Consider the following 21,499-nt stretch of genomic DNA (forward strand, 5'->3'; position numbering starts at 1 on the left):
CTGCAGGGCCCATCCTGGGCCCCAGCGCTTGACGGGCATCCATGCCCGTCACCTCCCTCCGCAAGGCCTGCGTTCGGCCTCCTGAAGTCGCGAAGTTACGAGCGGCGCCTGGGCTGACGCAGCTGTCGCTAGCGGGCTATGGCGCTAGGCTCTTGATCGGCAACGGCAACGGCAACGGCAACGGCAACGGCAACGGCACAGCGCCGAGCTTGCCTCGTGGGGACGCCGGCGCGTCTCAAGCCACCTTGCGTAACGCCTCGATCAATTCTCCCTTGCGCATGGTCGAGCGCCCGGCAATGTGCCGCTTGCGCGCACGGTCCATCAGTTCGGCCTTGGTCATGTCCTCCAGCCGCTGGCCGGGGCGAGGCACGCCATGCTTGGTCGCCACCGCGCGCCGGGCCGATGAAGCCCGCGCCTTGGCCTTGGCCGCCGGGCTTTTCTTCTGCCCGGAACCGCCTTTGCGCTCGCCGCCCCCGGACTGCTTGTTGACCGTGGCCCAGGCGCGGGCCTCAGCTTCGTCCTTGGACACGCCCTTGTCCTCGTAGCTCTGTTCGATATGCTCGGCCTTGCGTTTCTGCTTGTCTGTGTACTTGTCTTTGTCTCCACGTGGCATGGTCGTTCTCCTCTGCGTCAGTGAGTCTGCCAGACCCCATTGTTGCGCTCGCAATCGCTGCGTGCCTGGCCCAGGCTCGGGGTGTCGTAGTAATAGGTGATGATCCGCGCATCCTTGGGCACGGCTGGGCGGGTGGAGGGCTCGTCACGCCCTGCGGAATCGGGGTTGGCCAGGGTCTCCTGGGTCAGCGGCGCGATGCAGCTGCCGACGCTGCCATCGGCGCAACGCTCGACCCGGCGTTTCTGGCTGTTGAGCATTTCCTTGCTTTCGTTGCTGCACGACCAGGCGATCGCTTCGGCCGGCATGTTGCCGTAGCTGTAGCAGGTGTGCTGCTGCACCGGCTTGACCGCCTCGCTGGATGAGCGGGTGACCACATCGCAGCCTTCGGCCAGCACCTGCCCGCTGGCCAAGGTGCCCAGCAGTGCCATACACAGAATGAACCGCATGATGTACCTCCCGGGCCCGACGGCCCATCAGCGCTTGTCGAGGGCCGGACCGGTCTGTTGGCGCAAGGCCTTGGCCCGCTTTTCGAGGATCAGGTAGGTGACCACCGCCAACAGCAGCGGAATCAGGTAGTACAACGTTCGATAACCCAGCAGCGCGGCGACCAGCGTGCCCTGGCCGAGCTGGCCATGGAGCAGGGCGAGGAACACGGCCTCCAGCACGCCGAGCCCGGCGGGTATATGCGCGACCACGCCCGCCACGCAGCTGATCAGCAATACCCCCAGCACCGAGGGGTAGAGCAGTTCCGGCGGCAGCAGCAGGTGGATCAGCGCCGCCATCAGCGCCCAGTTACTGGCCCCCAAGGCCACCTGGCACAACGCCAGGCGCAGGCTCGGCAGGGTGACCTCATGCCCTCGCAGGTCCCATGTGCGCCGCTTGGCGAAGGCGCAGGCGAACAGGTAAGCCAACGCGACCGCCACCATCAGTACGCCGATCAGTCGCAGGCCGCTGGCGCCCACCGCCCAGCTATCCGGCAGCTTGACCAGGCCCAAGGCGAAGACCGTGCCGGCCAGCAGCAGGTAGCCCATCCAGTTGGTCAACAGGCCCAGGGTGAGGATGCGAGTGATGGTCGGGGTATCAAGACCCAGCCTGCCGTACAGGCGATAACGCAAGGCCACGCCACCGACCCAGGTGGTGAAGTTGAGGTTGAACGCATAACACACGAATGCCACCGGCAGCACCTGGCGGGCCGGCAGGCGATGGCCGGTGTAGGCGCGGGCGAGCAGGTCGTAGCTGGCGAACACCAGGTAGCTGCACAGGGCCAGCAGCAACCCCAGGGCCAGGGTCGAGGGTCGGTAGGCCAGCAGCGACTGGCGGACTTCGTTCCAGTCCAGGTTACGCGCCAGGGTGAACAGCAGCACCGGGATCAGCACCAGGAACAGCACGGTCAGCAGGCGTTTGCCCCAGGTCTTCCAGCGTGGCGTGGCCATCAGGTCTTGCCCCCGTGGTAGCCGGCCGGGGCCTCGCTGTCGGCTTGCAGCGACTGCAGGCGTTGCCGGTGCGCCGGGAACCAGCCGGCGATGCGCGGGAAATAGCGGGTGATGTGGAAGCCCAGGAAGATCAAGGGTGCGCGCCACCAGTAGCCACGCACCATGCGCTCCAGCGTCACGGTCTTGCAGTGCTCGCGGGTCAGTTCGCTCAAGTGCTGGAACAGATGTTCGTTGAACGCACGGTCGCGGATCAGCAGGTTGGCCTCGAGGTTGAATGACAGGCTCAGCGGGTCGAGATTGCTCGAACCCACGGTGGACCAGTCGTCGTCCACCAACGCCACCTTGCCGTGCAGCGGGCGCTGGCAGTACTCGTGGATGTGCACGTCGTCACGCAGCAGGTAGTTGTAGAGCAGTCGCGAGAGGGCGCGTACCCAGCGCATGTCCGGCTGCCCCTGGAGGATCAGGGTCACCTCGACCCCGCGCCGGGCGGCGTTGCGCAGTTCGCGCAGCAGGCGATAGCCGGGGAAGAAGTAGGCGTTGGCCACGACGATACGTTGCCTGGCTTCACGGAAGACCTGCAGGTAGCAGACCTCGATATCGTTGCGATGGCGGCGGTTGTCGCGTTCCACCAGCACGGCGCTGGCCGTGCCTGCGGTGGTGCAGGTCGGCTGGACCTGGCTGGCGACGTCCAGCACCGCTGCGAGCATACGGCACGAGGAAGTGTGCACCTGGGCCACCACCGGGCCGACGACCTCCACGGCGTAGTCCTGCTTGGCCTGCGGACCGAAATCGCCGAGGTGGTCGGCGCTGTAGTTGATGCCGCCGATGAACGCGCGCTGCCCGTCGATCACCAGGATCTTGCGATGCAGACGGCGGAACAGGTTGGTGCGCATGCCGGCCAGCCGGGGTTGCGGATCGAACGAATGGAAGCGCACCCCGGCCTCGGTCATCGAGGCGATGAAATCGTCGGGCAGGTCCGCGGTGCCGTAGCCGTCCACCGCCACCTCGACCCGCACCCCTCGCCGCGCGGCATCGATCAGGGCCTGGCGCAAGGGTTGGCCGACCTTGTCGTCATAGATGATGAAGGTCTCCAGGAGGATCTCCTCCCGTGCCTGGGCCATGGCTTCGAACACGCGCGGGTAGTACTGCTCGCCGTTGATCAACAGTTCGACGTGGTTGCCGTCGCTCCAGGACTGCTTCATAGCGTCACCTGCGCCACCAGCGGGGCATGGTCGGAGAGGTGTGACCACGGGTATCGGGACAACACCTGCGCTTCGCAGGCTTGTGCATTGCGCAGGTAGATGCGGTCCAGGCGTAGCAGCGGCAGGCGCGCGGGAAAGCTGCGCGCCGGCTTGCCAAAGGCTTCGCGCAGATGCCCCGAAAGTCGCGCATCGGCTTTCAGGCGCCAGTCGTTGAAGTCGCCGGCGACGATGACCGGCTCGTCCGGCGGCAGGCTGTCGAGCAACGCCAGCAGCAGGCCGACCTGGCGCTGACGATGGTTTTCGCGCAGCCCCAGGTGCACGCAGATCGCGTGCACTTGCTCATGGCCGGGCACTTCGAGGAGGCAGTGCAATAGACCGCGCTCCTCGTTGCCGTGGATCGTGACGTCGAGGTTGTCGTGGGCGCGGATCGGAAACTTGGACAGCAGGGCGTTGCCATGGTCGCCATGGGGATAGACCGCGTTGCGCCCGTAGGCGAACTGCGGCCACATGCTGTCGGCGAGGAATTCGTATTGAGGTGCCGTCGGCCAGGTCGGATGGCGTTCGGCATGCCGCTGGTGGCTGCCGTGCACTTCCTGCAGGAACACCAGGTCGGCTCCGCTGGCACGGACCGCCTCGCGCAGCTCCGGCAGGATGAAGCGGCGGTTGAACAGGGTGAAGCCCTTGTGCACGTTGAGGGTCAGCACCGTCAGGCGGTGCACGGCGGTCACTTTGTCGATGATGCAGCGGGGGGCAGGCAGGGTCCCGTTCATAGCGCCTCCTGCGGCTCGACGCCAGGCTCGGTCACCAGCTCGCCGTCAAGGCCGAGCTTGGCCAGCAGGCGGCGGGCATCGTAGGGGGCATGCACTTTCTGGTCGTTGTCGAAGTAACAGTACACGTCACGAGAGGCGCGTTTTGCCGGAGCGCGGGCTACCACGCGCTGGGCATCCTCCGGCTGGCCGCCGGCAGCCCAGGCCTGGATGCGCAGACGCCAGCGGCGTAGTGCGCTGGCGGTATAGCCGCTGCTATAGAGTTCGACATCGCCATGCAGGCGCAGGTACACGAAATCGGCCGTGACCTCCTCGACATATGGCCATTTGCCCGCGCTGTCAGCAACCACCAAGGCAATCTTGTGCTTGCGCAGCAGGCTGATGAAAGTGTCGCAGAGGAAGCTGGGGTGGCGAATCTCCACGGCGTGGCGCAGGCGTGCGTTACCTCGGATGGCAGTGCCGCCGTTGCCTTGCAGGCGCTCGGCCGCCTGGCGGGCGAGGAGGCGGGCGGCGTTGCGGTCACGCGGCAGCTTGGCCAGGAAGTCGCTGAAGCGTTGCGCGTCGAACTTCAGGTTCGGCGGAAACTGCCAGAGAAATGGCCCCAGCTTGTCGCCCAGCAGCAATGGGCCCGATGCGAAAAAGTTGGCAAGCGCTTCATCGATCTCGCGAAGCCTGCGCACATGGGTGATGTAACGCGGAGCCTTGACCGAGAACACGAAACCCTGCGGTGTCTGGTCACGCCAATGACCATAGCGTTCCGGTGTCTGCAGCGCGTAGAACGAACCATTGATCTCGATGCTGTTGACCGCCCGCGAGGCGAACGCCAGCTCGTCGTCCTGGCGCAGTCCCTTGGGGTAGAAGTCCGTGCGCCATGGGCCATAGCGCCAACCGGAAATGCCAATGCGGATCTCGCTCACGAGAGCCCCCTGCGTTCGAGTACTCATCAGTAGCGACTGGTAGCGGGGCGGTAGGGTTCAGCAGGATTGACGAGTGGCGCTGGCGGGAATGCCCTGGCCGAGCCTGGCGAAGCTTTGTTCGCGACAAAGCACCGCGGTTTGGATCTTTCTATGACTGATAAGTCAGCGAAAAGTCGCCCAACGTTTTGAAAGGGTTCCAAAAAATCGATCGGTGGTCAGCCTAGTTTCCGACAATGTGTCTTACTTAGATCTCACCGTGGGAGAACGTGATGAGAGAAAGAGGTCAGACGTATTGGGATTGGATGGATGCGCAGCTACATTGCCGTACGCACACTGAAATACTTGATACCGGCTGGACTATCGATGTCCAGGTGCGCCTTTCACGTGTCGGAACCACACAGTTGTTCATGGGCATCTATCGCCAGGACGGTGCATTGATCCACGAAGAAGCCTATGGGACGCGCCCGGGGCAGTCCATGACGACCGCCCTGCTATGGGGTGTTGCCAGGGCGCGTGAGCTGGCCTGTTCTCAATCCTCTTCCGATGCCGCTTCCCACTGACGGAACGAAGGACTGCCTAGCTACTGGCCAGCGCCTTGATCAACTGCTCGTTGAAGGCCGGAATATCGTCTGGCTGGCGACTGGTAATCAGATTGCCGTCCACCACCACTGCTTCATCTACCCAGTTGCCGCCGGCGTTGCGAATATCATCCTGCAAGGTCTTGTAGCTGGTCATCCGTCTGCCTTTGGCCAGATCACTCGATACCAGCAGCCAAGCGCCATGGCAAATGACCGCCAGGGGTCTGCTTGCCGAGTCGTGGCTTTTCACCAATTTCTGCGCTGCGGGTATCAGGCGAATGGTATCGGAGTTCTGTACGCCCCCCGGCACCACGATGGCATCGTAAAGATCAAGGTGGGCGCTCTCGAAGGTGGCGTCCACCGCAAACTCATCGGCAGGCTTGTCGTGGTTCCAGCCGCGAACGGTTCCCTCCTTGTCACTCAGAATGTCGATTACCGCTCCATTTGTTTCGAGCGCTTCGCGAGGCCCCGTCAATTCCACCTGTTCAAAACCATCAGTGACCAGGAAGGCGACGCGCTTGCCATTCAGTTGAGCAGTCATTTTTCGATCTCCGTTTTCGATGGACCCTGGGAGGCGAAGGGCTGTGCTCCTGCCGCCCAAGGTCAAGGTGCGGTCATCCGTCGGATTGTTCCTCGGGTGCCACTTGGCCTTCCGGCCAGTCGGATGCCTCGTGTTCCGGATCGGGCGGCGGTACCTTGTCGCCGGGGTCGTGCGGTATTTCATCGACATAAGGATCTGGATGATCGGGGCCTATCATGGGCTTTACCTCGTCAGCTAAAGCGCGGCCTTGCTTCGTGCTTGTGCCGCAACTGTCCAATACCTCCCCAGGGCGAACGCTGTCGCCCTGGGGAACGCCTTTGCAATCAGCGTTCCTTGTCCATGCGTTGGCCTGGGTCACGTTGTTGGCCGCCGACTGTTCCGGTGTCGGAGAGGTTTTCCTTGTCCTCAGGCTGCTCCAGCGATTGCCCGCCTTGTCGCCCGGTGTCCTGGGATTGCGCCCACTCCTTGTCGGTCTTGTCTTCAGGTCGTTGGCCACCTTTCTGCCGGTCGGTCATGTCGCCCGCCGAGCCGTGGCCCCCTTGCTGGCCGGCGTTGCCCACGTTGGTGTCGGCGCCATGGTCGCCGCCCTTGTCTTGATTGTTGGCCATGATGGCTTACCTCTGGTCGAACACAGGAAGGTCTGTGTTCAGTTATGACTGGGCCGTGAGTCATCGCACTGCAAAGATTCTCCGTTTTTCGGACCGGTTGCCTGAAGGACTGCGAGGCAAACATTTAGCGGGTGAACAACCGCGGTACAGCGCGTGGTTGGCGAGAAAAACTGGAACTTTGCTCGCCTTGCGAGCCTCCACCGCATGCCGGCGCGCAAACCGAGGTGAGTCATGAACAGCGAAAACGCTTTCGACGACGATCAACCGCAAGCCACGGCGAAACCGGGCAAGCGGCCTGCAGGAGACCCAACGCATGAAATTCGACCGGTTTGCCCAATGGCTGGCCAACCACAGTGGACGCCCGGTGACCTTCGTCATCGCATTGATGCTGATCATTGCCTGGGGCGTCAGCGGGCCATTGTTCCACTTCAACGACACCTGGCAACTGGTGATCAATACCTCGACCACGATCATCACCTTCCTCATGGTGTTTCTGATCCAGAACACCCAGAACCGCGACAACGATGAGCTGCACATCAAGATCGACGAGCTGCTGCTCACCACCAAGCGGGCGCACAAGGCCCTGCTCGACCTCGAGGACATGGGGCCGGCCGAACTGCACGCGCTGCGCAAGCATTACCAGCAGATCGGCGAGCACGACCTGGCGGCGCCGGGCAGCGACCCTGCGCAAAAGCACACGCCTGACTGACCTTGGAGGACGACATGGCCAGACATATCATCCACTACACCGGCCCGATCAACTCCGCGACCTGCGGCAACCTGATCAATACCTGCTCCAAGGCCCTGCAGCAGGGCGCCGAGCTGTTGCAGGTGAACATCGCCACCATGGGCGGCGAATGCAGCTACGGCTTCACCCTGTACAACTTCCTGCGCGCCTTGCCGGTGCCGGTGCATACCCACAACCTGGGCACGGTCGAATCGATGGGCAACATACTGTTTCTGGCCGGTGTTCACCGTACCGCCTGTGCCTTCAGCAAGTTCCTGTTCCATCCGTTCCACTGGACCTTGCACGGCTCGGTGGACCATGCGCGCATGGCCGAATATGCCATGAGCCTGGACTACGACCTGCGCCTGTATGCGCAGATCGTCGCCGAACGGACCGAAGGCGCCAGCGACGTGCTGGACGTGCCGCGTTACTTGATGGCCTATCCGCGTATCCTGGGGCCGGAGGAAGCGCTGGCCAGTGGGATGATCCATGCCATCGACGAATTGCCCATCGCTGCGGATGCGGTGCAATGGAGCGTGCATGCGTGAGTGGGGCAGGGGGCGATGGAATGCGTCTTGACGACACTGTGCCAGCTCAATAGGGCTCCGATCCGCACAATGTCTCTATGGCCTCGACCAGGTCGTCGTACCCCACCGGTTTGCTCAGGTGCCGGTCGAAGCCTGATTGGCGTGAGCGGTACTGGTCGGCGCTGGCACCATAGCCGGTCAGGGCAATGGCCGGCGTGTAGCGCAGGTGTTCCAGGGCACGCAGCGCCTTGATCAGGGCGTGGCCGTCCATCACCGGCATGCCGATATCGGACAGGATGATATCGTAGCGCCCGCTGGCAGCGGCCTCCAGCGCCGCTTGCGGATAGCTATAGGCCTCGACTTGCGCGCCTTCCATCTCCAGCAACTGCTGCATGACCTCGAGAATTTCCACCGAGTCGTCCACCAGCAGCACCTTGACACCGTCCAGGCGGCCGTCGCTGGTCTGCCCGGATGCCTCTGTCGGGGCCTGACGTCCGGGCGCGCACAGTGGCAGGCAGACCGTGAAGGTCGTGCCGCAACCCAGCCCCGGGGAATACGCCGCCACCGTCCCGCCATGGGCCTCGACCAGCTGGCGTACCAGTGACAGGCCGATACCCAGGCCGTCGCGGTTGCCGGACAGCTGTGGGGCGGCCTGGGTGAACAGGTCGAAAACGCTCTCCAGGCTGTCCTCGGTCAGGCCGACACCCTGATCGATCACCTCCAGGCGGGCATGGGCGTCCTGTCTGGCGAGTACCACGCGAATCTCGCTGCCTGCGGGGCTGAATTTCAATGCGTTGTTCAGCAGATTCCAGATGATCTGCTCGAGCCGCGTGCCATCGGCCTCAACGTGAACAGGCGCGCCATCCGCAGGCAGTGCCAGGCGCACGGCGCAAGGATGCTGTTCGTTAAGCACCACGGCATGGATCCCCTGAAGCACCGCGCCCAGGTCGATCACCTGGGTCTTGAGCTTGAGTTTGCCGGTGCGGATGCGAGCGACATCAAGCAGATCGTCGATGATCCGCGCTTGACTGGAGACCGCGTCGCAGATGACGCCGATGGCCTTGCTGGCAGCGCTGGCGGCTTTCACCGACGGCGACCGCCGCAGGATCTCGGCGTTGAGCTGGATCAGGTTCAGCGGGTGCTTGAGTTCATGGGACATGACGGCGAAAAACTCGTCCTTCATGTGACTGGTGCTCTGCGACTCGGCCAGTTGCTTGCTCTGCTCGTCGTGCAGGCGCTTGTGGCCGGTGAGGTCGCGGGCGATCTTGACGTAGCCCCGCAAGCTGCTGCCCTTGAGGCGCGACACCTCGCCGCTGCAATAGAAACGGCTGCCATCCTTGCGTACGTGCCAGCGCTCGTCCTGACCACGACCATGGAGGCGGGCGCTGCGCAGTTCACGCTCCGGCACGCCGCTGGCCTGGTCCTGCTCGGTGAAGATCAGCTGGTAGTGGCGGCCGAGAACCTCGTCCTTGCCATAGCCGAAAATCAGCGCGGCCCCCGTGTTCCAGTCGGTGATCAGGCCTTGCTCGTCAAGCAGGATGATGGCGAAGTCATGGGTGCTTTCCGCCACCAGGCGCATGCGTTCCTCGCCCTGGCGCAGGCGTTCCTCCGCGGCGCGGCTCTGGCTGATGTCGATGAAGGTCAGTACGGTGCCGTCGACGTTGCGCTCGCTGGCCCGGTAGGGCAGCAGGCGGGCAAGGTACCAGTGCTGGTTGTGGCCGAGCACTTCGCGTTCGATGGTGGTCTCGCGCTCGACCACCGCACGGGCATCGTCAGCCAGGCCTGGGTAGTCCAGGCGATGGGTGATGTCGAGCAGCGAACGGCCTGTGTCCACCGGCAACATGCTGAAGATGTCGGTGGCTCGGGGGGTGAACCAGCGGATGCACAGGTTGCGGTCGACGAACACCGTGGCGATGTCGGTCGAGGCGATCAGGTTGCTCAGGTAGTCGTTGACCTTGTCGGTCTCCTCGACCTTGGTCTTGAGCTCGTAGTTGACCGTCAGCAGCTCTTCGTTGATCGACTGCAGCTCTTCCTTGCTGGTTTCCAGCTCCTCGCTGGCCGAGCGCAGCTCCTCGTTGATCGCCTGCATTTCCTCGTTGGAAGCGGTCAGCTCCTGGCTGGAAAACTCCGATTGCTCGATGGTTTCCTGCAGTTGCAGCCGTGTGCGATGCAGTTCGCGCTCCAGGTTGGTCAACAACATGCCTTCGCTCTGCTCGAGAGCAGGGCTGGGGCCTGTATTGCCGTCGACTTCGCTGCTCTGGAACACCACCAGAAGGCAGTCGGTGCCACTGGGGTCATCCTGGTGGGGTTGGATCAGGATCTGCACCGAGGTCGAGCATTCGTCGAGGTTGACCTCGACCCTGCGCGAGGTCACCGCCTGGCCGCTGCCTTGCGCTTGCAGCAAGGTGCTGCGCAGGGCGGGCCGTAACGGGGCGATGACCAGGTTGAGCAGGTTGTGGCTGAGCTCGCCACCCGCGTGACGCAGGAAGCGTCCGACGCCTTCGCTCATGTGCAGGATATTGCCCTCGGTATCGACCACCAGGCTGGGCGGCGTGCAGCGGGCGAGGGCGCGGTGATGGATCTCGGCGTAGGACAAGCGGCGACTGCTACGTGCCCGGGCAGGTGACGCGAGCGCAGGTTCCGGGGCCTGCAAGCGCGCCGGATGGCTGGTGGTCTGCACCTCCCGGGCGCGGAAGATGCGGTTGCGTTTGTCCACGGCGACGAACAGGTCGGCCGCAAGGTCCGTCGACTCGGAGCTGCCCAGGAACAGATGGCCGCCTGGACGCAGGGCGAAATGGAACAGGCGCAGGATGTCGCGTTGCACATCGCGGTCCAGGTAGATCAGCAGGTTGCGGCAAACGATCAGGTCGAGTTGGGAGAACGGTGGATCGGATAGCAGGTTATGACGGGCGAACAGAACCTTTTCCCGGATTTCCTTGCGCACCCGGAAGTGCTGATCCTCCTTGATGAAGAACTGGCGCAGGCGCGCCGCCGACACGTCGGTGGCGATGGCGTCCGGATACTGCCCGGCACGGCCGAGGCCGATGGCGCGTTCGTCGAGGTCGGTCGCGAATACCTGCACCTGGACGCTACGCTGCTCCACCGCCAACTGTTCGGCCACCAGCATCGCCAAACTGTAGGCCTCCTCGCCGGTGGAGCAGCCCGCCGACCAGATGCGCACTTCGTGCGCCGACTCTTCACTGGCATCCGTGTTGACCAGGCCGGGCATCACATGGCGCTGCAACGCTTCGAACGCCTCGCGGTCGCGGAAGAAGTTGGTCACCCCGATCAGCATGTCGGCCAGCAGCGCCCGCGATTCCTCTGGGTGGCGTTGCAGGAAGTCGAGATAGCCGGCCAGGTCTGTCTGGCCGGTCACATGCAGGCGGCGCTCCAGGCGACGCAGCACGGTGGCACGCTTGTAATGGCTGAAGTCGTGCCCGGTCTCGCCTTGCAACGTCAGCAGGATCTCATCCAGCAACGGGTCACTCGCCGCCGGGTCGCCCTCTCGCTCTCCCAGTGGCGGCGGCAGGCTGTCGTCTTCGATTTCCGGTAACTTCACCTGGCGCGCCGTACGCCACAACTCGACCAGGCGCGCAGGCATTTCATCCACCGGCAGCAGCAGGTCGACCATGCCGGTGGCCAGCGCCGCACGGGGCATGTCGGGGTACTCGGCATCCTCGGGTGCCTGCACCAGGGTCAGGCCACCTTGCTCCTTGATGCGCGACAGGCCTACGGCGCCGTCGCTGCCGGTTCCCGAGAGCACCACGCAGAAAGCGTGATCCTTGTGCACGTCGGCCAGGTCGCGGAAGAACAGGTCGATGGCCACATGATCGCCGCGGTTGCGCTTGGCCGGGCTGACCCGCAGGTAGCCGTCGTTGGTCGACAGGCGATTGGCCGGCGAGATCACGTAGACATGGTTGCGTTCGATCGGCACCGGCTCGCTGACCTGGCGCACCGGCATGCGGGTGACGGCCTGGATGATCCGGTCGGCCTGGCTCTGGTGGTCCGGGGACAGGTGCAGCACGACGACGAACGCCATGCCGGAATTGTCCGGGGTGTGCTGGAAGAACCGGCGGATCGCCTCCAGGCCGCCGGCCGAGGCACCGATGCCGACCACGGGGAAGTCCAGGTGGCTGGGGCTGAGCGCCGGATTGTGCGGCGAGGCGAGGGGCGATTTGCTGGACGACTTCATGGCATCAGCCTTGTACGGACCTGGAAATGGCCCAGGGTGAATCGCCGGGCACTGGGCGCAGATTATAGGCTGCCGCTCACTTTGGCGACGAGCGGGTACCTTGAATCAGTGCCAGGTGTTCGATGGTTTCCTGATAGCGCACGGCAGCCCTGCTCCTACGAGCAGGACAATGGCGGCATGATCGAGTTGGTAGGCGCTGGCGAACAGCCGGCGATTCTGCTCAAGCGCGAGCGCGTGGCAGCCGTGTGTCATGGGCATGAAAACTCCGTTGTGCGAAGTGGGCATTCAGCGTTGTGACCGCAGGCTACGCGAATAAGTGCAAATGATTTGCCCGGTGTCGAGCCCATGCACCCTGCACGCTGGTTACCGTTTGTCAGGCACGGCAAGAATGGGTGGGATGTGGCGGATCGAGACGGCTCAAAACGGTTGCACGGTGGCACGGCTGCCACCTCCAACCCAGCCATGGGGCGGCAGCGATGTGTAATGGGCTGGCCCTTCCTTCACCGTGCCTGGCAATTTTTTTGAATTTTCATGATGCACCACGATCAGTCAAAGAGTCATCCATGGAGAAGAGGAGGGCCTGCGGCGATGCCTAGTCCCCAGCTGTACACCATTGAATACCGGCTGCACGGAGAGCCACGGCGGTTCATCATCCGCCAGGAACACATGGACAATGCCGAAGCCTGGCACTGGGCCAGTTGCGACGCGGGGTTGGGGATCATTCCGAAGTTCGGGCGGGAAAAGATCAAAAAGGTCAGCCGACCGCTGGCCGAGCGGCATGGCATCACCGATGTGCACTGGCGGGGCTGATTCACGCCCTTGACAGTGCGCAGGCCCTTGGCCAGCGGGCAAGTCCGCGCCAGGCCCTAGGCCCCGGATTCCGGATCGCTGGCCGGCACGCCGGGGCGGTTTTCTTCCTCGGTAAGGTCAGGGGCGGCATCCGCATCATCGGGCTGGTCGTTGCGTCGGTCTGGCTCCAGTTCCGGCCAGTCGCTCTGCACGTCACCACCACCCATCCGGTGTTTCTCGTTCATGCCGGCATCCTCCTTCAACGCGTGCGGCGGAACATTCGCTGCTCATGCATTGGGATCGTGCAGGGGGTGGGAAGGTCTATCTCACCCCTTTCTTGGCGACAAGCGGTCGTTCAGTTTCCGGAATACTTCACGGCCGCCGCCGTGCGGGTCGGTACGTTGAGGGTCTTGAGCAGGGACGACACATGGATGCGTACGGTAAACGGCGAGATATCCAGCGCCCGTGCGATCTCCTTGTTGGTCTTGCCCTGGGCAATCAGGCGCAGCACGTCCTGCTGGCGTTCGGTGAGCTGTTCCAGTTCGCTGGAGGCCTCCCGTTGCGGCAGCAGGCCGCTGGGCACATAGTTGACCACCACCTCGCCGGCGCGAATGGCGAGGATGGCCGCGCCGATTTCCCCAGGGCTTACGCTCTTGCCGATGAAGCCATCGACACCCGCAGCCATGACTTCGCAGATGACCTGCGGGTCATCGACCATCGACACCACGATCAGCGTGGTGCGCGGCAACTGCCGGCGCAGCTCGGCGAGGCGACCGATGCAGGTAAGGCCGGGAAAGCGCAGGTCGAGGATCAGGGTGTCGGGCGTCTCGCCCAGTGTGGCCAGGCGCAGCACATCGGCCAGGCTGCCGGCTTCCTCCAACCGGGCGTCGGGCAGGATGCGCCGCACGGTGTTGACCATGGCTTCCCTGAACAGCGGATGGTCATCCGCCACGATGATGCGGCAACTCACGTCGAGGAACTCCCTGTAGTCCTGCACATGCTAATTTAGCAGTCAACTGCGGCATTTTCTTATGATGCATGCCGCAAATGCCGACTGGCGCACAAGGACGTTACCCCATGAGGTTCGAGAAGAACAACGAACTGGACCAGGCCAACCTGCGCATCATCGTCGCCTCCTGCGCGATCAGCTATGTGGCGCTGCTGGGCTTCCTGCCGGGACGCTCGCCGACCACCTACCTGCCGGTACTGCTCTACTACGCAGGTTTTGTAGTGGTGTCGATCGGCATGCGCCAAGCCATCAAGCGCTGGCCGGGGCATTACCCGGCGCGGCGGATCTTCGGCATGCTCGGCGACTACACCGGTACCTGCTTCGGCCTGGTGGTCGGCGGCGAGACCGCATTGCCGCTGTATGCGGTGATGGTATGGATCAACCTGGGCAATGGCATGCGCTTCGGCTCGCGCTACCTGGCCATCGCCACGGTGCTGGCCCTGGCCGCGCTGCTGGTGGTGTGGCGGCTGACGCCTTACTGGCAGGAACAGCCGTTCCTGCTGCCGATGCTGCTGACCACCAGCACCTTGATCCCGTTCTACGCCCACCTGCTACTGGAGCGCACGCGCAAGGCCACGGCCCTGGCCGAGGCCGCGACCCGCGAGAAATCCCGCTTCCTGGCCCAGGCCAGCCATGACCTGCGCCAGCCGATCCACTCCATCGGCCTGTTCACCGCCTGCCTGCGCGAGGCGCGCCTGGGCGAGGAGGAGCGGCGCCTGGTGGACAGCATCGACCGTTCGCTGCTCAATGTCTCGCAGCTGTTCCGCTCGATCCTCGACCTGTACACCCTGGACAACGGCCGGGTGCAGCCGAAGTGGGAGGCTTTCGCGGTGGACGGCTTCCTGCGCGAACTGCTGCGCCAGAACAGCGAGGCGGCGCGCTGGGCCGGGGTCGAGATGCGCCTGGTGCCCAGCCGTCACTGGATTCGCGCCGACCCGGGCATGCTGGCGACCATGATGCAGAACGTGCTGTCCAACAGCTTCAAGTACGCCTCCGGGCGCCCGCTGCTGATCGGCGTGCGGCCTCGCGGCCAGGGCCTGGCCATTGTCGTCTGCGACCAGGGCAGAGGGATCGCCGAGGAGCACCAGGGCCGAGTGTTCGAGGAGTTCTACCGGGTGCGCGAAGTGCGCGACAAGGATGTCGAGGGCGTAGGCCTCGGCCTGGCCATCGTCAAACGGCTGGGGCGGTTGATGGGCCTGGAGGTCAGCCTGCGCTCGCGCCTGGGGCATGGCACCTGCGTGACCTTGAAGGGGCTGTGCAGAGCCCCCGCGCAGGTGTTGCGGGCCACGGTCGACCAGGCCGTGCAGGCGGGCCTGCTCACGGGGCTGCGGGTGTGCCTGGTGGAGGATGACGACAACGTGCTGCAAGCCACCAGCGCCTTGCTGCAGCGCTGGGGATGCGAGGTGCAGGCCGAGCCTTCGCCCTTTGGCCTGGTCAGTGACTGCGATGTGATCGTCGCCGACTACGACCTGGGCCCGCAGGCCACCGGCATCGACTGTATCGACCAGCTGCGCGCGCAGCGCGGCGCCGATGTGCCGGCGCTGATCATGACCGGTCACGACATCGACAGGCTGCAGGGCGCCTTGCAGGCACGGGGCATCGCGGTGCTGGCCAAGCCGGTGCGACCTGCCGAGTTGCGCGCGGCGTTGCGCGCCCTGCGCGAGAGGGGAACGGCGCCCGTGGTTCAGGCCGAGGCCTGAGGGGGTCACTGGAAGACGGGGGCCTGGCCTTCTTTCCAGCAGGTCGGTGATGGGGTGATAAGGCCCATGCCAGCGACCGCGACCAGGCCTCCGCTGGCCACCTGGCAGTCATACTGGCCCTTGGCGGTGCTGGCGCTGAAGTAGGTGGTGTTGGAGTCGCTGCGCAGGTTGCTGACCTTGTTCACCGGCACGCCAAGGGTGACTTCGGCGCGCTGCTTGAGGGTGTCGGCGCTGGGGCTGGCGGTCTGGCAACCGGTCAGGGCGGCGAGGCCGGCGAGCAGGAACAGGGACTTGAAGGGGAGGGACATGGGGATCATCGCGTTGCTTCCTTGGCATTGTTCTCGGTACGGCGCACCCACCGCCAGGAAGGGGCTGGCGGTGGGGCGGTGGGGCGACTATAGCGCCGAGGGGCGTTGCACGATGTAGGGCGGATGTGCGAAGTGGCATATTGCCTTTAGTGTCGCGTCTTTCAATGTGTTGAGTAGTGACGTCAGGCTTGGACATGCCGGGGCTGCTTTGCAGCCCTTTCCGACCGGTCCGGCGCCCCGGCAAGGCCGCTCAGGGGGCGCGAATCGCCACCCAATCGCGCTTACCGCTTCACCACCAATGTCAAGATGTCATAACTGGCCACCAGCTCGCCCAACTGGTTGGTTACTTCCACATCCCAGGCCACCACCCCTTGAGCCTGCCCTTGCGGGCTGGTCTTGCCCTGGTCGATCTTGCGCTTGCAGGTCAAGCGCGCCTGGATGGTGTCGCCGATCCCCACCGGTGTGATGAAGCGCAGCGTGTCCAGGCCATAGTTGGCCAGCACCGGCCCTTCGCCAGGGCTGACGAACAACCCGGCCGCCGCCGACAGCACGAAGTAACCGTGTGCGATGCGCTTGCCGAACTGCGACTGCTTCGCCGCGATCTCGTCGAAGTGCATGTAGAAGTGATCGCCCGACAGGCAGCCGAAGTTGACCAGGTCGGCCTCGGTCACGGTGCGACGGTGGGTCAGCAGCGATTCGCCGATGTGCAGGTCGTCGAAATGGCGACGGAACGGGTGCACCTCGGTTTCGATCACCTCGGCGCCGCGCACGTATTCACCGGTCACCGCCATCAGCATGCTTGGCGAGCCTTGCACGGCGGCACGTTGCAGATAGTGCTTGACCGCGCGCAGCCCCCCCAGCTCCTCGCCGCCGCCGGCACGGCCGGGGCCGCCATGCTTGAGCTGCGGCAATGGCGAGCCATGGCCGGTGGATTCCTTGGCCGCCTCGCTGTCGAGCACCAGCAGCCGCCCGTGCCAGGCCGCCGCCACCGGGATGGCCTTGGCCGCTACACAGCGGTCAGCGGTCACCAGCGATGCCACCAGGCTGCCCTTGCCACGCGCGGCCAGGGCCAGGGCCTCGTCGAGGTCGTCGTAGGCCATCAGCGTGCTCACCGGGCCGAACGCCTCGATGTCATGGGCGCCGCCCTCGGCATGCGGGTCGCGGGCCAACAGCAGGGTCGGGGCGAAGAACGCGCCCTCGGCCACGCCATCGCCGACCGGGGAGAAGCCGTCACTGGCGCCCAGCAACTGGTCGCAGCTGTCCAGCAACTGGCGCACGCGCTCGGCGACATCGCGCTGCTGGTCGTGGGAGGCCAGCGCGCCCATGCGCACGCCCTCGACCGCAGGGTCGCCCACCACCACCTTGCGCAGGCGCTCGCGCAAGCGGCTGGCCACCGCGTCGAGGTGTCTGGCCGGGACGATGGCGCGGCGGATCGCCGTGCATTTCTGCCCGGCCTTGGTGGTCATCTCCCGCGCCACTTCCTTGATGTACAGCTCGAACTCCTCGCTGTCGGGGCTGACGTCCGGGCCGAGGATGGCGCAGTTCAGCGAGTCGGCCTCGGCGGTGAAGGGCACCGAATGGCGGATCAGGTTCGGGGTCACGCGCAGCTTGGCCGCCGTGTCGGCGGAGCCGGTAAAGGTCACCACGTCCTGGCCCTGCAGGCGCTCGAGCAGATCGCCCGTGCTGCCGATCACCAGTTGCAGGCTGCCGGCCGGCAACAGGCCCGATTCGTTCATCAGGCGCACCACGGCTTCGGTCAGGTAGCTGGTGGCGGTGGCGGGCTTGACGATGCACGGCATGCCGGCGAGGAAGGTCGGGGCGAACTTCTCCAGCATGCCCCAGATCGGGAAGTTGAAGGCGTTGATATGCACGGCCACCCCGGTGCGTGGCACGAGGATATGGCTGCCGGCGAAATGGCCTTGCTTGCCCAACGGGATCGCCGGCCCTTCATGCACCAGGTTGCCCGACGGCAGTTCGCGCCGGCCCATGCTGGAATAAGCGAACAGCGTGGCGTTGCCGCCCTCGATGTCGATCCAGCTGTCGGCGCGGGTGGCGCCGGAATGGTGGGACAGGGCGTAGAGCTGCTCCTTGCGCTCGGCCAGGTACAGCGCCAGGGCCTTGAGGCGGGCGGCACGCTGCTGGAAATCCATGGCCAGCAACTGCTTGAGGCCCTGGGCCCGGGCGAAATCCACGGCCTCGGCGAAATCCGGGCGCTCTTCGTGGCTGTAGGCCAGGACGTGGCCATCGAGGGCGCTGCGCAGGGCCTGGGCGCCATGCTGGCCGATCCAGCGGCCGGCGATGAAGCTTTGCAGGGTAGGGGCGGCGGACATGCTGTTCTCCTTTAAGGGGCGCGGTTACCAGAGCGCCAGGGTGTAGCCGATGATCAGGCGGTTCTCGTCCACGGCGTTGGTCAGGCCGTTGCCGGAACGGAAGGTGACGTTGCGCCAGCGCAGGCTGACGTCCTTGAACGGGCCGCTCTGGATGACGTAGGTGATGTCGGTGTCGCGCTCGCGCTCGCGGCCGTTGCTGAGCGTGGCGGTTTCGGCGTGGCGGCCGTCGGTGTAGCGGGTCATGAAGCTCAGCCCGGGGATGCCCATCGCCACGAAGTCGTAGTCGTAGCGCACCTGCCAGGAGTCGAGCCCGGCGCGGGTGAAGGTGTTGTAGGTGACCAGGTTGACGGTGTAGGGATCGCCGCCATTGAGGAACGGGAAGGCGCTGTCACCGGACATCTGCTGCCAGGTGGCGGTGAACTTGTGGGCCTTCACGCCCAGGGTAAACATGGCGTTGAAGTTGCGGTTGTCGATGCGCCCGGCGCGCTCGGCGCCGTCGCCGCGGCTGTCGAAGTAGCGCAGGTCGCTGCGCAGGCTGACACCTTCGGCCAAGGGTTGGGTATGCAGAAAACCGAGGTATTGCTGGCGGTAGATGTCCTCGAGCTTGGCGTAGTAGTAGCTGACGCTGGCCTGCGGGGTGATGGCGTAGCTGCCGCCGCCGAAATCGAAGTGGTCGCTGCTGGCGGCGCCGTAGCCGATGTCGTCGCGCCCGGAAGAGTCGCGCAGATTGGCCTTGGTCAGGCGGCCGCCGTTGAAGGTCAGCCCGTCCAGCTCCTGGCTGGTCAGCAGGCCGCCCTGGAAGGTCGAGGCCAGCAGGCGGGTGTCGTTGTACACCACCACCGGCAAAACCGGCTGCAAGGTGCCCAGGCGCAGGGTGCTCTTGGACACCCTCAGTTTACCGGTCAGGCCCAGTTCGCTGTAGTCGTCCACCGGCTCCAGGCTGCGCGGCCCGTAAGGCAGCAGGCCGGTGTTGCGTCGGTCGCGGCTGGAGTCGAGCTTGATGCCCAGTTGGCCCATGGCGTCCACCCCGACACCGACCGGCCCCTCGGTGAAACCCGATTCGAAGCGCGCGGTGAAGCCCTGGCCCCATTCCTCGGCCTTGCTCTGCGGGGCGCTGCCCTGGCGGAAGTCGCGGTTGATGTAGTGGTTGCGCAGTTCCAGGCGTGCGTGGCTGTCAGCGATCAAGTCCGCCATGGCCGGCAAGGGCAGGGCGAGGGTGGCCAGCCAGGCGGCTGACTTGAGGTGCGTGCGGTTCATTGTTGTTGTACCCGACATTGTTATTGTTCTTTAGGTCAGTGCTTGCTGGCGCCGGCGGCGCCGATACCGGTCATGGAGCGGATGAACTGGGCCAGGTAGCGCCCACGCTCTTCGCGCGCCCGCTCCGAGCTGTCTGTGACCGAGAAGGCCCAGGCCGCGAGGAAGGCCAGCGACATGGAGAACAGCGCCGGGTTGCTGTAGGGGAACAGCGCCCGCTCGTTGTGCAGCACGTTGACCCACACCGCCGGGCCCAGCACCACCAGGACGATCGCCGAGACCAGCCCGGCCAGGCTGCCGCCCACCGCGCCGCGGGTGGTCAGGCCTTTCCAGAACATCGAGAGCAGCAGCACCGGGAAGTTGACCGAGGCAGCCACCGCCAGCACCAGGCCGGAAAGGAAGGCGATGTTCTGCGACTCGAACAGCAACCCCAGCAGCACCGCGAACAGGCCGATCCCCAGCGTGGCCAGGCGCGACACGCGCATCTCTTGCTGCTCGCTGGCCTGGCCCTTGCGCACCACGCAGGCGTACAGGTCGTGGGATACCGCCGAGGCGCCGGACAGCGCCAGGCCCGCCACAACGGCGAGGATGGTGGCGAAGGCCACCGCCGAGATGAAGCCGAGGAACAGGTTGCCGCCCACGGCCTGGGCCAGGTGCACCGCGACCATGTTGCCGCCGCCGATGATCGCACCGCTGGCGTCGCGGTAGGACGGCTCGGTGCCGACCATGACGATGGCGCCGAAGCCGATGACGATCAGCAGCAGGTAGAAGTAGCCGATGAAACCGGTGGCGTAGAACACGCTCTTGCGCGCTTCCTTGGCGTCGCTGACGGTGAAGAAACGCATGAGGATATGCGGCAGGCCGGCCGTGCCGAACATCATGCCCAGGCCCAGGGAGATGGCGTCCACCGGGTTGGACAGCAGCGCCCCCGGCGCCATGATCGCCTGGCCCTTGGCATGCACGGCCACGGCGCTGGCGAACATCGCCTCGGTGCTGAAACCGAAGTGCCTGAGCACCATGAAGGCCATGAAGGTGGTGCCCGACAGCAGCATCACCGCTTTGATGATCTGCACCCAGGTGGTGGCGAGCATGCCGCCGAAGGTGACGTACAGCACCATCAGCACGCCCACCAGCATCACCGCGTACAGGTAGCTGATGCCGAACAGCAGTTCGATCAGCTTGCCGGCGCCGACCATCTGCGCCACCAGGTACATCAGCGCCACGGCCAGGGTGCCGAAGGCCGATGTCAGGCGCACCGGTGCCTGGGCCAGGCGGTAGGACACCACGTCGGCGAAGGTGTACTTGCCCAGGTTGCGCAGGCGCTCGGCGATCAGGAACAGGATGATCGGCCAGCCGGCCAGCACGCCCAGGGCGTAGAGCAGGCCGTCGTAGCCGTTCATGAACATCATCGCCGAGATGCCGAGGAAGGACGCGGCGCTGATCATGTCGCCGGCGATCGCCAGGCCGTTCTGCATGCCGGTCAGGCCGCCGCCGGCGGTGTAGAAGTCGCTGGCCGAACGGGTGCGCAGGGCGGCCCAGCGGGTCACCAGCAGGGTGAAACAGACAAATACCAGGAACATCGAGATGGCGGTCCAGTTCATCGCGCGCACTCCTGCTTGACCACTTCGTTGAGCGGGTCGATGACGCGGTTGGCGCGGTGCATGTAGACGCCGGTGAGGGCGAAGGACAGCAGCACCATCAGCACGCCCACCAGCATGCCGACGCTGGTCACCCCGCCGCTGAGGGACTGGCCGAGCACACCGGGGGCGAAGGCCACCAGCAGGACGAAGCCGTAGTAGGCGACAAGCATGGTCAGGGTCAGCGAGCCGTTGAGACGGCGCTTGCGCTGGATCAGTTGCACGAAGGCGGGGTGCTTGCTGATGGATTCGAGGTGTTCGGGTGTCATGGGGAGCGTTCTCTCTGGCTGTTGTAATTGTTTTTTCAGGTCACGCGGTATTGCTGCTTGCACCGTCCCTGCAGGAGCGGCCTTGTGTCGCGAAAGGG

At 65.0% G+C, this 21,499-nt stretch carries 19 protein-coding genes and 1 pseudogene; 4 read left to right on the top strand and 16 right to left on the bottom strand.

The genetic code is table 11. From position 1 onward, the window contains the following. Nucleotides 1-235: 235 nt before the first annotated feature. The 8 genes from ACVWZ5_RS22630 to ACVWZ5_RS22665 all read right to left on the bottom strand — a co-directional run bounded on the left by ACVWZ5_RS22630 (nt 236) and on the right by ACVWZ5_RS22665 (nt 6,659). Nucleotides 236-613, bottom strand: coding sequence for a Rho termination factor N-terminal domain-containing protein (locus tag ACVWZ5_RS22630; protein ID WP_457340868.1), 378 nt, complete (start codon nt 611-613; stop codon nt 236-238). A 17-nt stretch (nt 614-630) separates the two neighbouring features. Beyond that, nucleotides 631-1,059 carry a hypothetical protein gene (locus ACVWZ5_RS22635; RefSeq protein WP_457340869.1) on the bottom strand — a complete coding sequence of 143 codons (429 nt, stop codon included), beginning with the start codon at nt 1,057-1,059 and terminating at the stop codon, nt 631-633. Between the two features lie 27 nt (nt 1,060-1,086). Continuing rightward, nucleotides 1,087-2,046: a lysylphosphatidylglycerol synthase domain-containing protein gene (locus tag ACVWZ5_RS22640; RefSeq protein ID WP_457340870.1), complete on the bottom strand. Its 960-nt coding sequence runs from the start codon at nt 2,044-2,046 to the stop codon at nt 1,087-1,089. Beyond that, nucleotides 2,046-3,248, bottom strand: coding sequence for a cardiolipin synthase ClsB (clsB, locus tag ACVWZ5_RS22645; RefSeq protein ID WP_457340871.1), 1,203 nt, complete (start codon nt 3,246-3,248; stop codon nt 2,046-2,048). The genes ACVWZ5_RS22640 and clsB overlap by 1 nt, the downstream gene beginning before the upstream one ends. Next, entirely contained in the window at nt 3,245-4,018 is a 774-nt protein-coding gene (locus ACVWZ5_RS22650) for an endonuclease/exonuclease/phosphatase family protein (protein WP_457340872.1), read from the bottom strand. Before ACVWZ5_RS22650 ends, clsB begins: the two co-directional genes overlap by 4 nt. After that, entirely contained in the window at nt 4,015-4,959 is a 945-nt protein-coding gene (locus tag ACVWZ5_RS22655; protein WP_457340873.1) for a DUF72 domain-containing protein, read from the bottom strand. The genes ACVWZ5_RS22650 and ACVWZ5_RS22655 overlap by 4 nt, the downstream gene beginning before the upstream one ends. Before the next feature lie 549 nt (nt 4,960-5,508). Continuing rightward, nucleotides 5,509-6,051: a type 1 glutamine amidotransferase domain-containing protein gene (locus ACVWZ5_RS22660; protein WP_062574107.1), complete on the bottom strand. Its 543-nt coding sequence runs from the start codon at nt 6,049-6,051 to the stop codon at nt 5,509-5,511. Nucleotides 6,052-6,374: 323 nt separating this feature from the next. After that, on the bottom strand, nt 6,375-6,659 hold the full coding sequence (locus ACVWZ5_RS22665; protein ID WP_084942254.1) for a hypothetical protein: 285 nt from the start codon (nt 6,657-6,659) through the stop codon (nt 6,375-6,377). 313 nt (nt 6,660-6,972) lie between these two features. On the opposite strand from ACVWZ5_RS22665, the gene ACVWZ5_RS22670 reads away from it, so the two are divergent. Both ACVWZ5_RS22670 and ACVWZ5_RS22675 read left to right on the top strand, forming a co-directional pair. Next, nucleotides 6,973-7,368: a low affinity iron permease family protein gene (locus tag ACVWZ5_RS22670; protein ID WP_062574104.1), complete on the top strand. Its 396-nt coding sequence runs from the start codon at nt 6,973-6,975 to the stop codon at nt 7,366-7,368. Between the two features lie 14 nt (nt 7,369-7,382). After that, entirely contained in the window at nt 7,383-7,934 is a 552-nt protein-coding gene (locus tag ACVWZ5_RS22675; protein ID WP_062574103.1) for an ATP-dependent Clp protease proteolytic subunit, read from the top strand. 46 nt (nt 7,935-7,980) lie between these two features. On the opposite strand, the gene ACVWZ5_RS22680 is transcribed toward ACVWZ5_RS22675, so the two are convergent. Beyond that, the gene (locus ACVWZ5_RS22680) at nt 7,981-12,105 is read right to left on the bottom strand and encodes a CheR family methyltransferase (RefSeq protein ID WP_062574102.1); all 4,125 of its coding nucleotides are present in this window, start codon (nt 12,103-12,105) and stop codon (nt 7,981-7,983) included. Between the two features lie 588 nt (nt 12,106-12,693). On the opposite strand from ACVWZ5_RS22680, the gene ACVWZ5_RS22685 reads away from it, so the two are divergent. Continuing rightward, complete coding sequence (locus tag ACVWZ5_RS22685; protein ID WP_062574101.1) at nt 12,694-12,915, top strand: DUF6555 family protein; 222 nt, start codon at nt 12,694-12,696, stop codon at nt 12,913-12,915. 56 nt (nt 12,916-12,971) lie between these two features. On the opposite strand, the gene ACVWZ5_RS22690 is transcribed toward ACVWZ5_RS22685, so the two are convergent. Both ACVWZ5_RS22690 and ACVWZ5_RS22695 read right to left on the bottom strand, forming a co-directional pair. Beyond that, nucleotides 12,972-13,139, bottom strand: coding sequence for a hypothetical protein (locus tag ACVWZ5_RS22690; RefSeq protein ID WP_155721656.1), 168 nt, complete (start codon nt 13,137-13,139; stop codon nt 12,972-12,974). A 110-nt stretch (nt 13,140-13,249) separates the two neighbouring features. Next, on the bottom strand, nt 13,250-13,864 hold the full coding sequence (locus tag ACVWZ5_RS22695; RefSeq protein ID WP_062574100.1) for a LuxR C-terminal-related transcriptional regulator: 615 nt from the start codon (nt 13,862-13,864) through the stop codon (nt 13,250-13,252). Nucleotides 13,865-13,971: 107 nt separating this feature from the next. On the opposite strand from ACVWZ5_RS22695, the gene ACVWZ5_RS22700 reads away from it, so the two are divergent. Beyond that, nucleotides 13,972-15,603: an ATP-binding response regulator gene (locus tag ACVWZ5_RS22700; RefSeq protein WP_096050100.1), complete on the top strand. Its 1,632-nt coding sequence runs from the start codon at nt 13,972-13,974 to the stop codon at nt 15,601-15,603. A gap of 5 nt (nt 15,604-15,608) precedes the next feature. Here ACVWZ5_RS22700 and ACVWZ5_RS22705 read toward each other — a convergent pair whose 3' ends face one another. The 5 genes and pseudogenes from ACVWZ5_RS22705 to ACVWZ5_RS22725 form a co-directional block, all read right to left on the bottom strand. Beyond that, complete coding sequence (locus ACVWZ5_RS22705; protein WP_036985759.1) at nt 15,609-15,911, bottom strand: hypothetical protein; 303 nt, start codon at nt 15,909-15,911, stop codon at nt 15,609-15,611. A gap of 281 nt (nt 15,912-16,192) precedes the next feature. After that, nucleotides 16,193-18,241: a phenylacetic acid degradation bifunctional protein PaaZ gene (gene paaZ, locus ACVWZ5_RS22710; protein WP_062574097.1), complete on the bottom strand. Its 2,049-nt coding sequence runs from the start codon at nt 18,239-18,241 to the stop codon at nt 16,193-16,195. Nucleotides 18,242-18,265: 24 nt separating this feature from the next. Beyond that, nucleotides 18,266-19,498, bottom strand: coding sequence for an OprD family porin (locus tag ACVWZ5_RS22715; protein WP_301141909.1), 1,233 nt, complete (start codon nt 19,496-19,498; stop codon nt 18,266-18,268). 35 nt (nt 19,499-19,533) lie between these two features. After that, nucleotides 19,534-21,102, bottom strand: a pseudogene (locus tag ACVWZ5_RS22720) (cation acetate symporter); the annotation flags it as partial. Continuing rightward, nucleotides 21,093-21,401, bottom strand: a complete 309-nt coding sequence (locus ACVWZ5_RS22725; protein WP_028688889.1) for a DUF485 domain-containing protein — start codon at nt 21,399-21,401, stop codon at nt 21,093-21,095. The gene ACVWZ5_RS22725 and the pseudogene ACVWZ5_RS22720, both read right to left, overlap by 10 nt. Nucleotides 21,402-21,499: the final 98 nt, after the last annotated feature.

Source organism: Pseudomonas sp. TE6283 (assembly GCF_054060555.1).

Coding starts and splice junctions, on each gene's coding strand:
- ACVWZ5_RS22630 (WP_457340868.1), bottom strand. CDS start 613: ATGCCACGTGGAGACAAAGACAAGTACACAGACAAGCAGAAACGCAAG.
- ACVWZ5_RS22635 (WP_457340869.1), bottom strand. CDS start 1,059: ATGCGGTTCATTCTGTGTATGGCACTGCTGGGCACCTTGGCCAGCGGG.
- ACVWZ5_RS22640 (WP_457340870.1), bottom strand. CDS start 2,046: ATGGCCACGCCACGCTGGAAGACCTGGGGCAAACGCCTGCTGACCGTG.
- clsB (WP_457340871.1), bottom strand. CDS start 3,248: ATGAAGCAGTCCTGGAGCGACGGCAACCACGTCGAACTGTTGATCAAC.
- ACVWZ5_RS22650 (WP_457340872.1), bottom strand. CDS start 4,018: ATGAACGGGACCCTGCCTGCCCCCCGCTGCATCATCGACAAAGTGACC.
- ACVWZ5_RS22655 (WP_457340873.1), bottom strand. CDS start 4,959: ATGAGTACTCGAACGCAGGGGGCTCTCGTGAGCGAGATCCGCATTGGC.
- ACVWZ5_RS22660 (WP_062574107.1), bottom strand. CDS start 6,051: ATGACTGCTCAACTGAATGGCAAGCGCGTCGCCTTCCTGGTCACTGAT.
- ACVWZ5_RS22665 (WP_084942254.1), bottom strand. CDS start 6,659: ATGGCCAACAATCAAGACAAGGGCGGCGACCATGGCGCCGACACCAAC.
- ACVWZ5_RS22670 (WP_062574104.1), top strand. CDS start 6,973: ATGAAATTCGACCGGTTTGCCCAATGGCTGGCCAACCACAGTGGACGC.
- ACVWZ5_RS22675 (WP_062574103.1), top strand. CDS start 7,383: ATGGCCAGACATATCATCCACTACACCGGCCCGATCAACTCCGCGACC.
- ACVWZ5_RS22680 (WP_062574102.1), bottom strand. CDS start 12,105: ATGAAGTCGTCCAGCAAATCGCCCCTCGCCTCGCCGCACAATCCGGCG.
- ACVWZ5_RS22685 (WP_062574101.1), top strand. CDS start 12,694: ATGCCTAGTCCCCAGCTGTACACCATTGAATACCGGCTGCACGGAGAG.
- ACVWZ5_RS22690 (WP_155721656.1), bottom strand. CDS start 13,139: ATGAACGAGAAACACCGGATGGGTGGTGGTGACGTGCAGAGCGACTGG.
- ACVWZ5_RS22700 (WP_096050100.1), top strand. CDS start 13,972: ATGAGGTTCGAGAAGAACAACGAACTGGACCAGGCCAACCTGCGCATC.
- ACVWZ5_RS22705 (WP_036985759.1), bottom strand. CDS start 15,911: ATGTCCCTCCCCTTCAAGTCCCTGTTCCTGCTCGCCGGCCTCGCCGCC.
- paaZ (WP_062574097.1), bottom strand. CDS start 18,241: ATGTCCGCCGCCCCTACCCTGCAAAGCTTCATCGCCGGCCGCTGGATC.
- ACVWZ5_RS22715 (WP_301141909.1), bottom strand. CDS start 19,498: ATGAACCGCACGCACCTCAAGTCAGCCGCCTGGCTGGCCACCCTCGCC.
- ACVWZ5_RS22725 (WP_028688889.1), bottom strand. CDS start 21,401: ATGACACCCGAACACCTCGAATCCATCAGCAAGCACCCCGCCTTCGTG.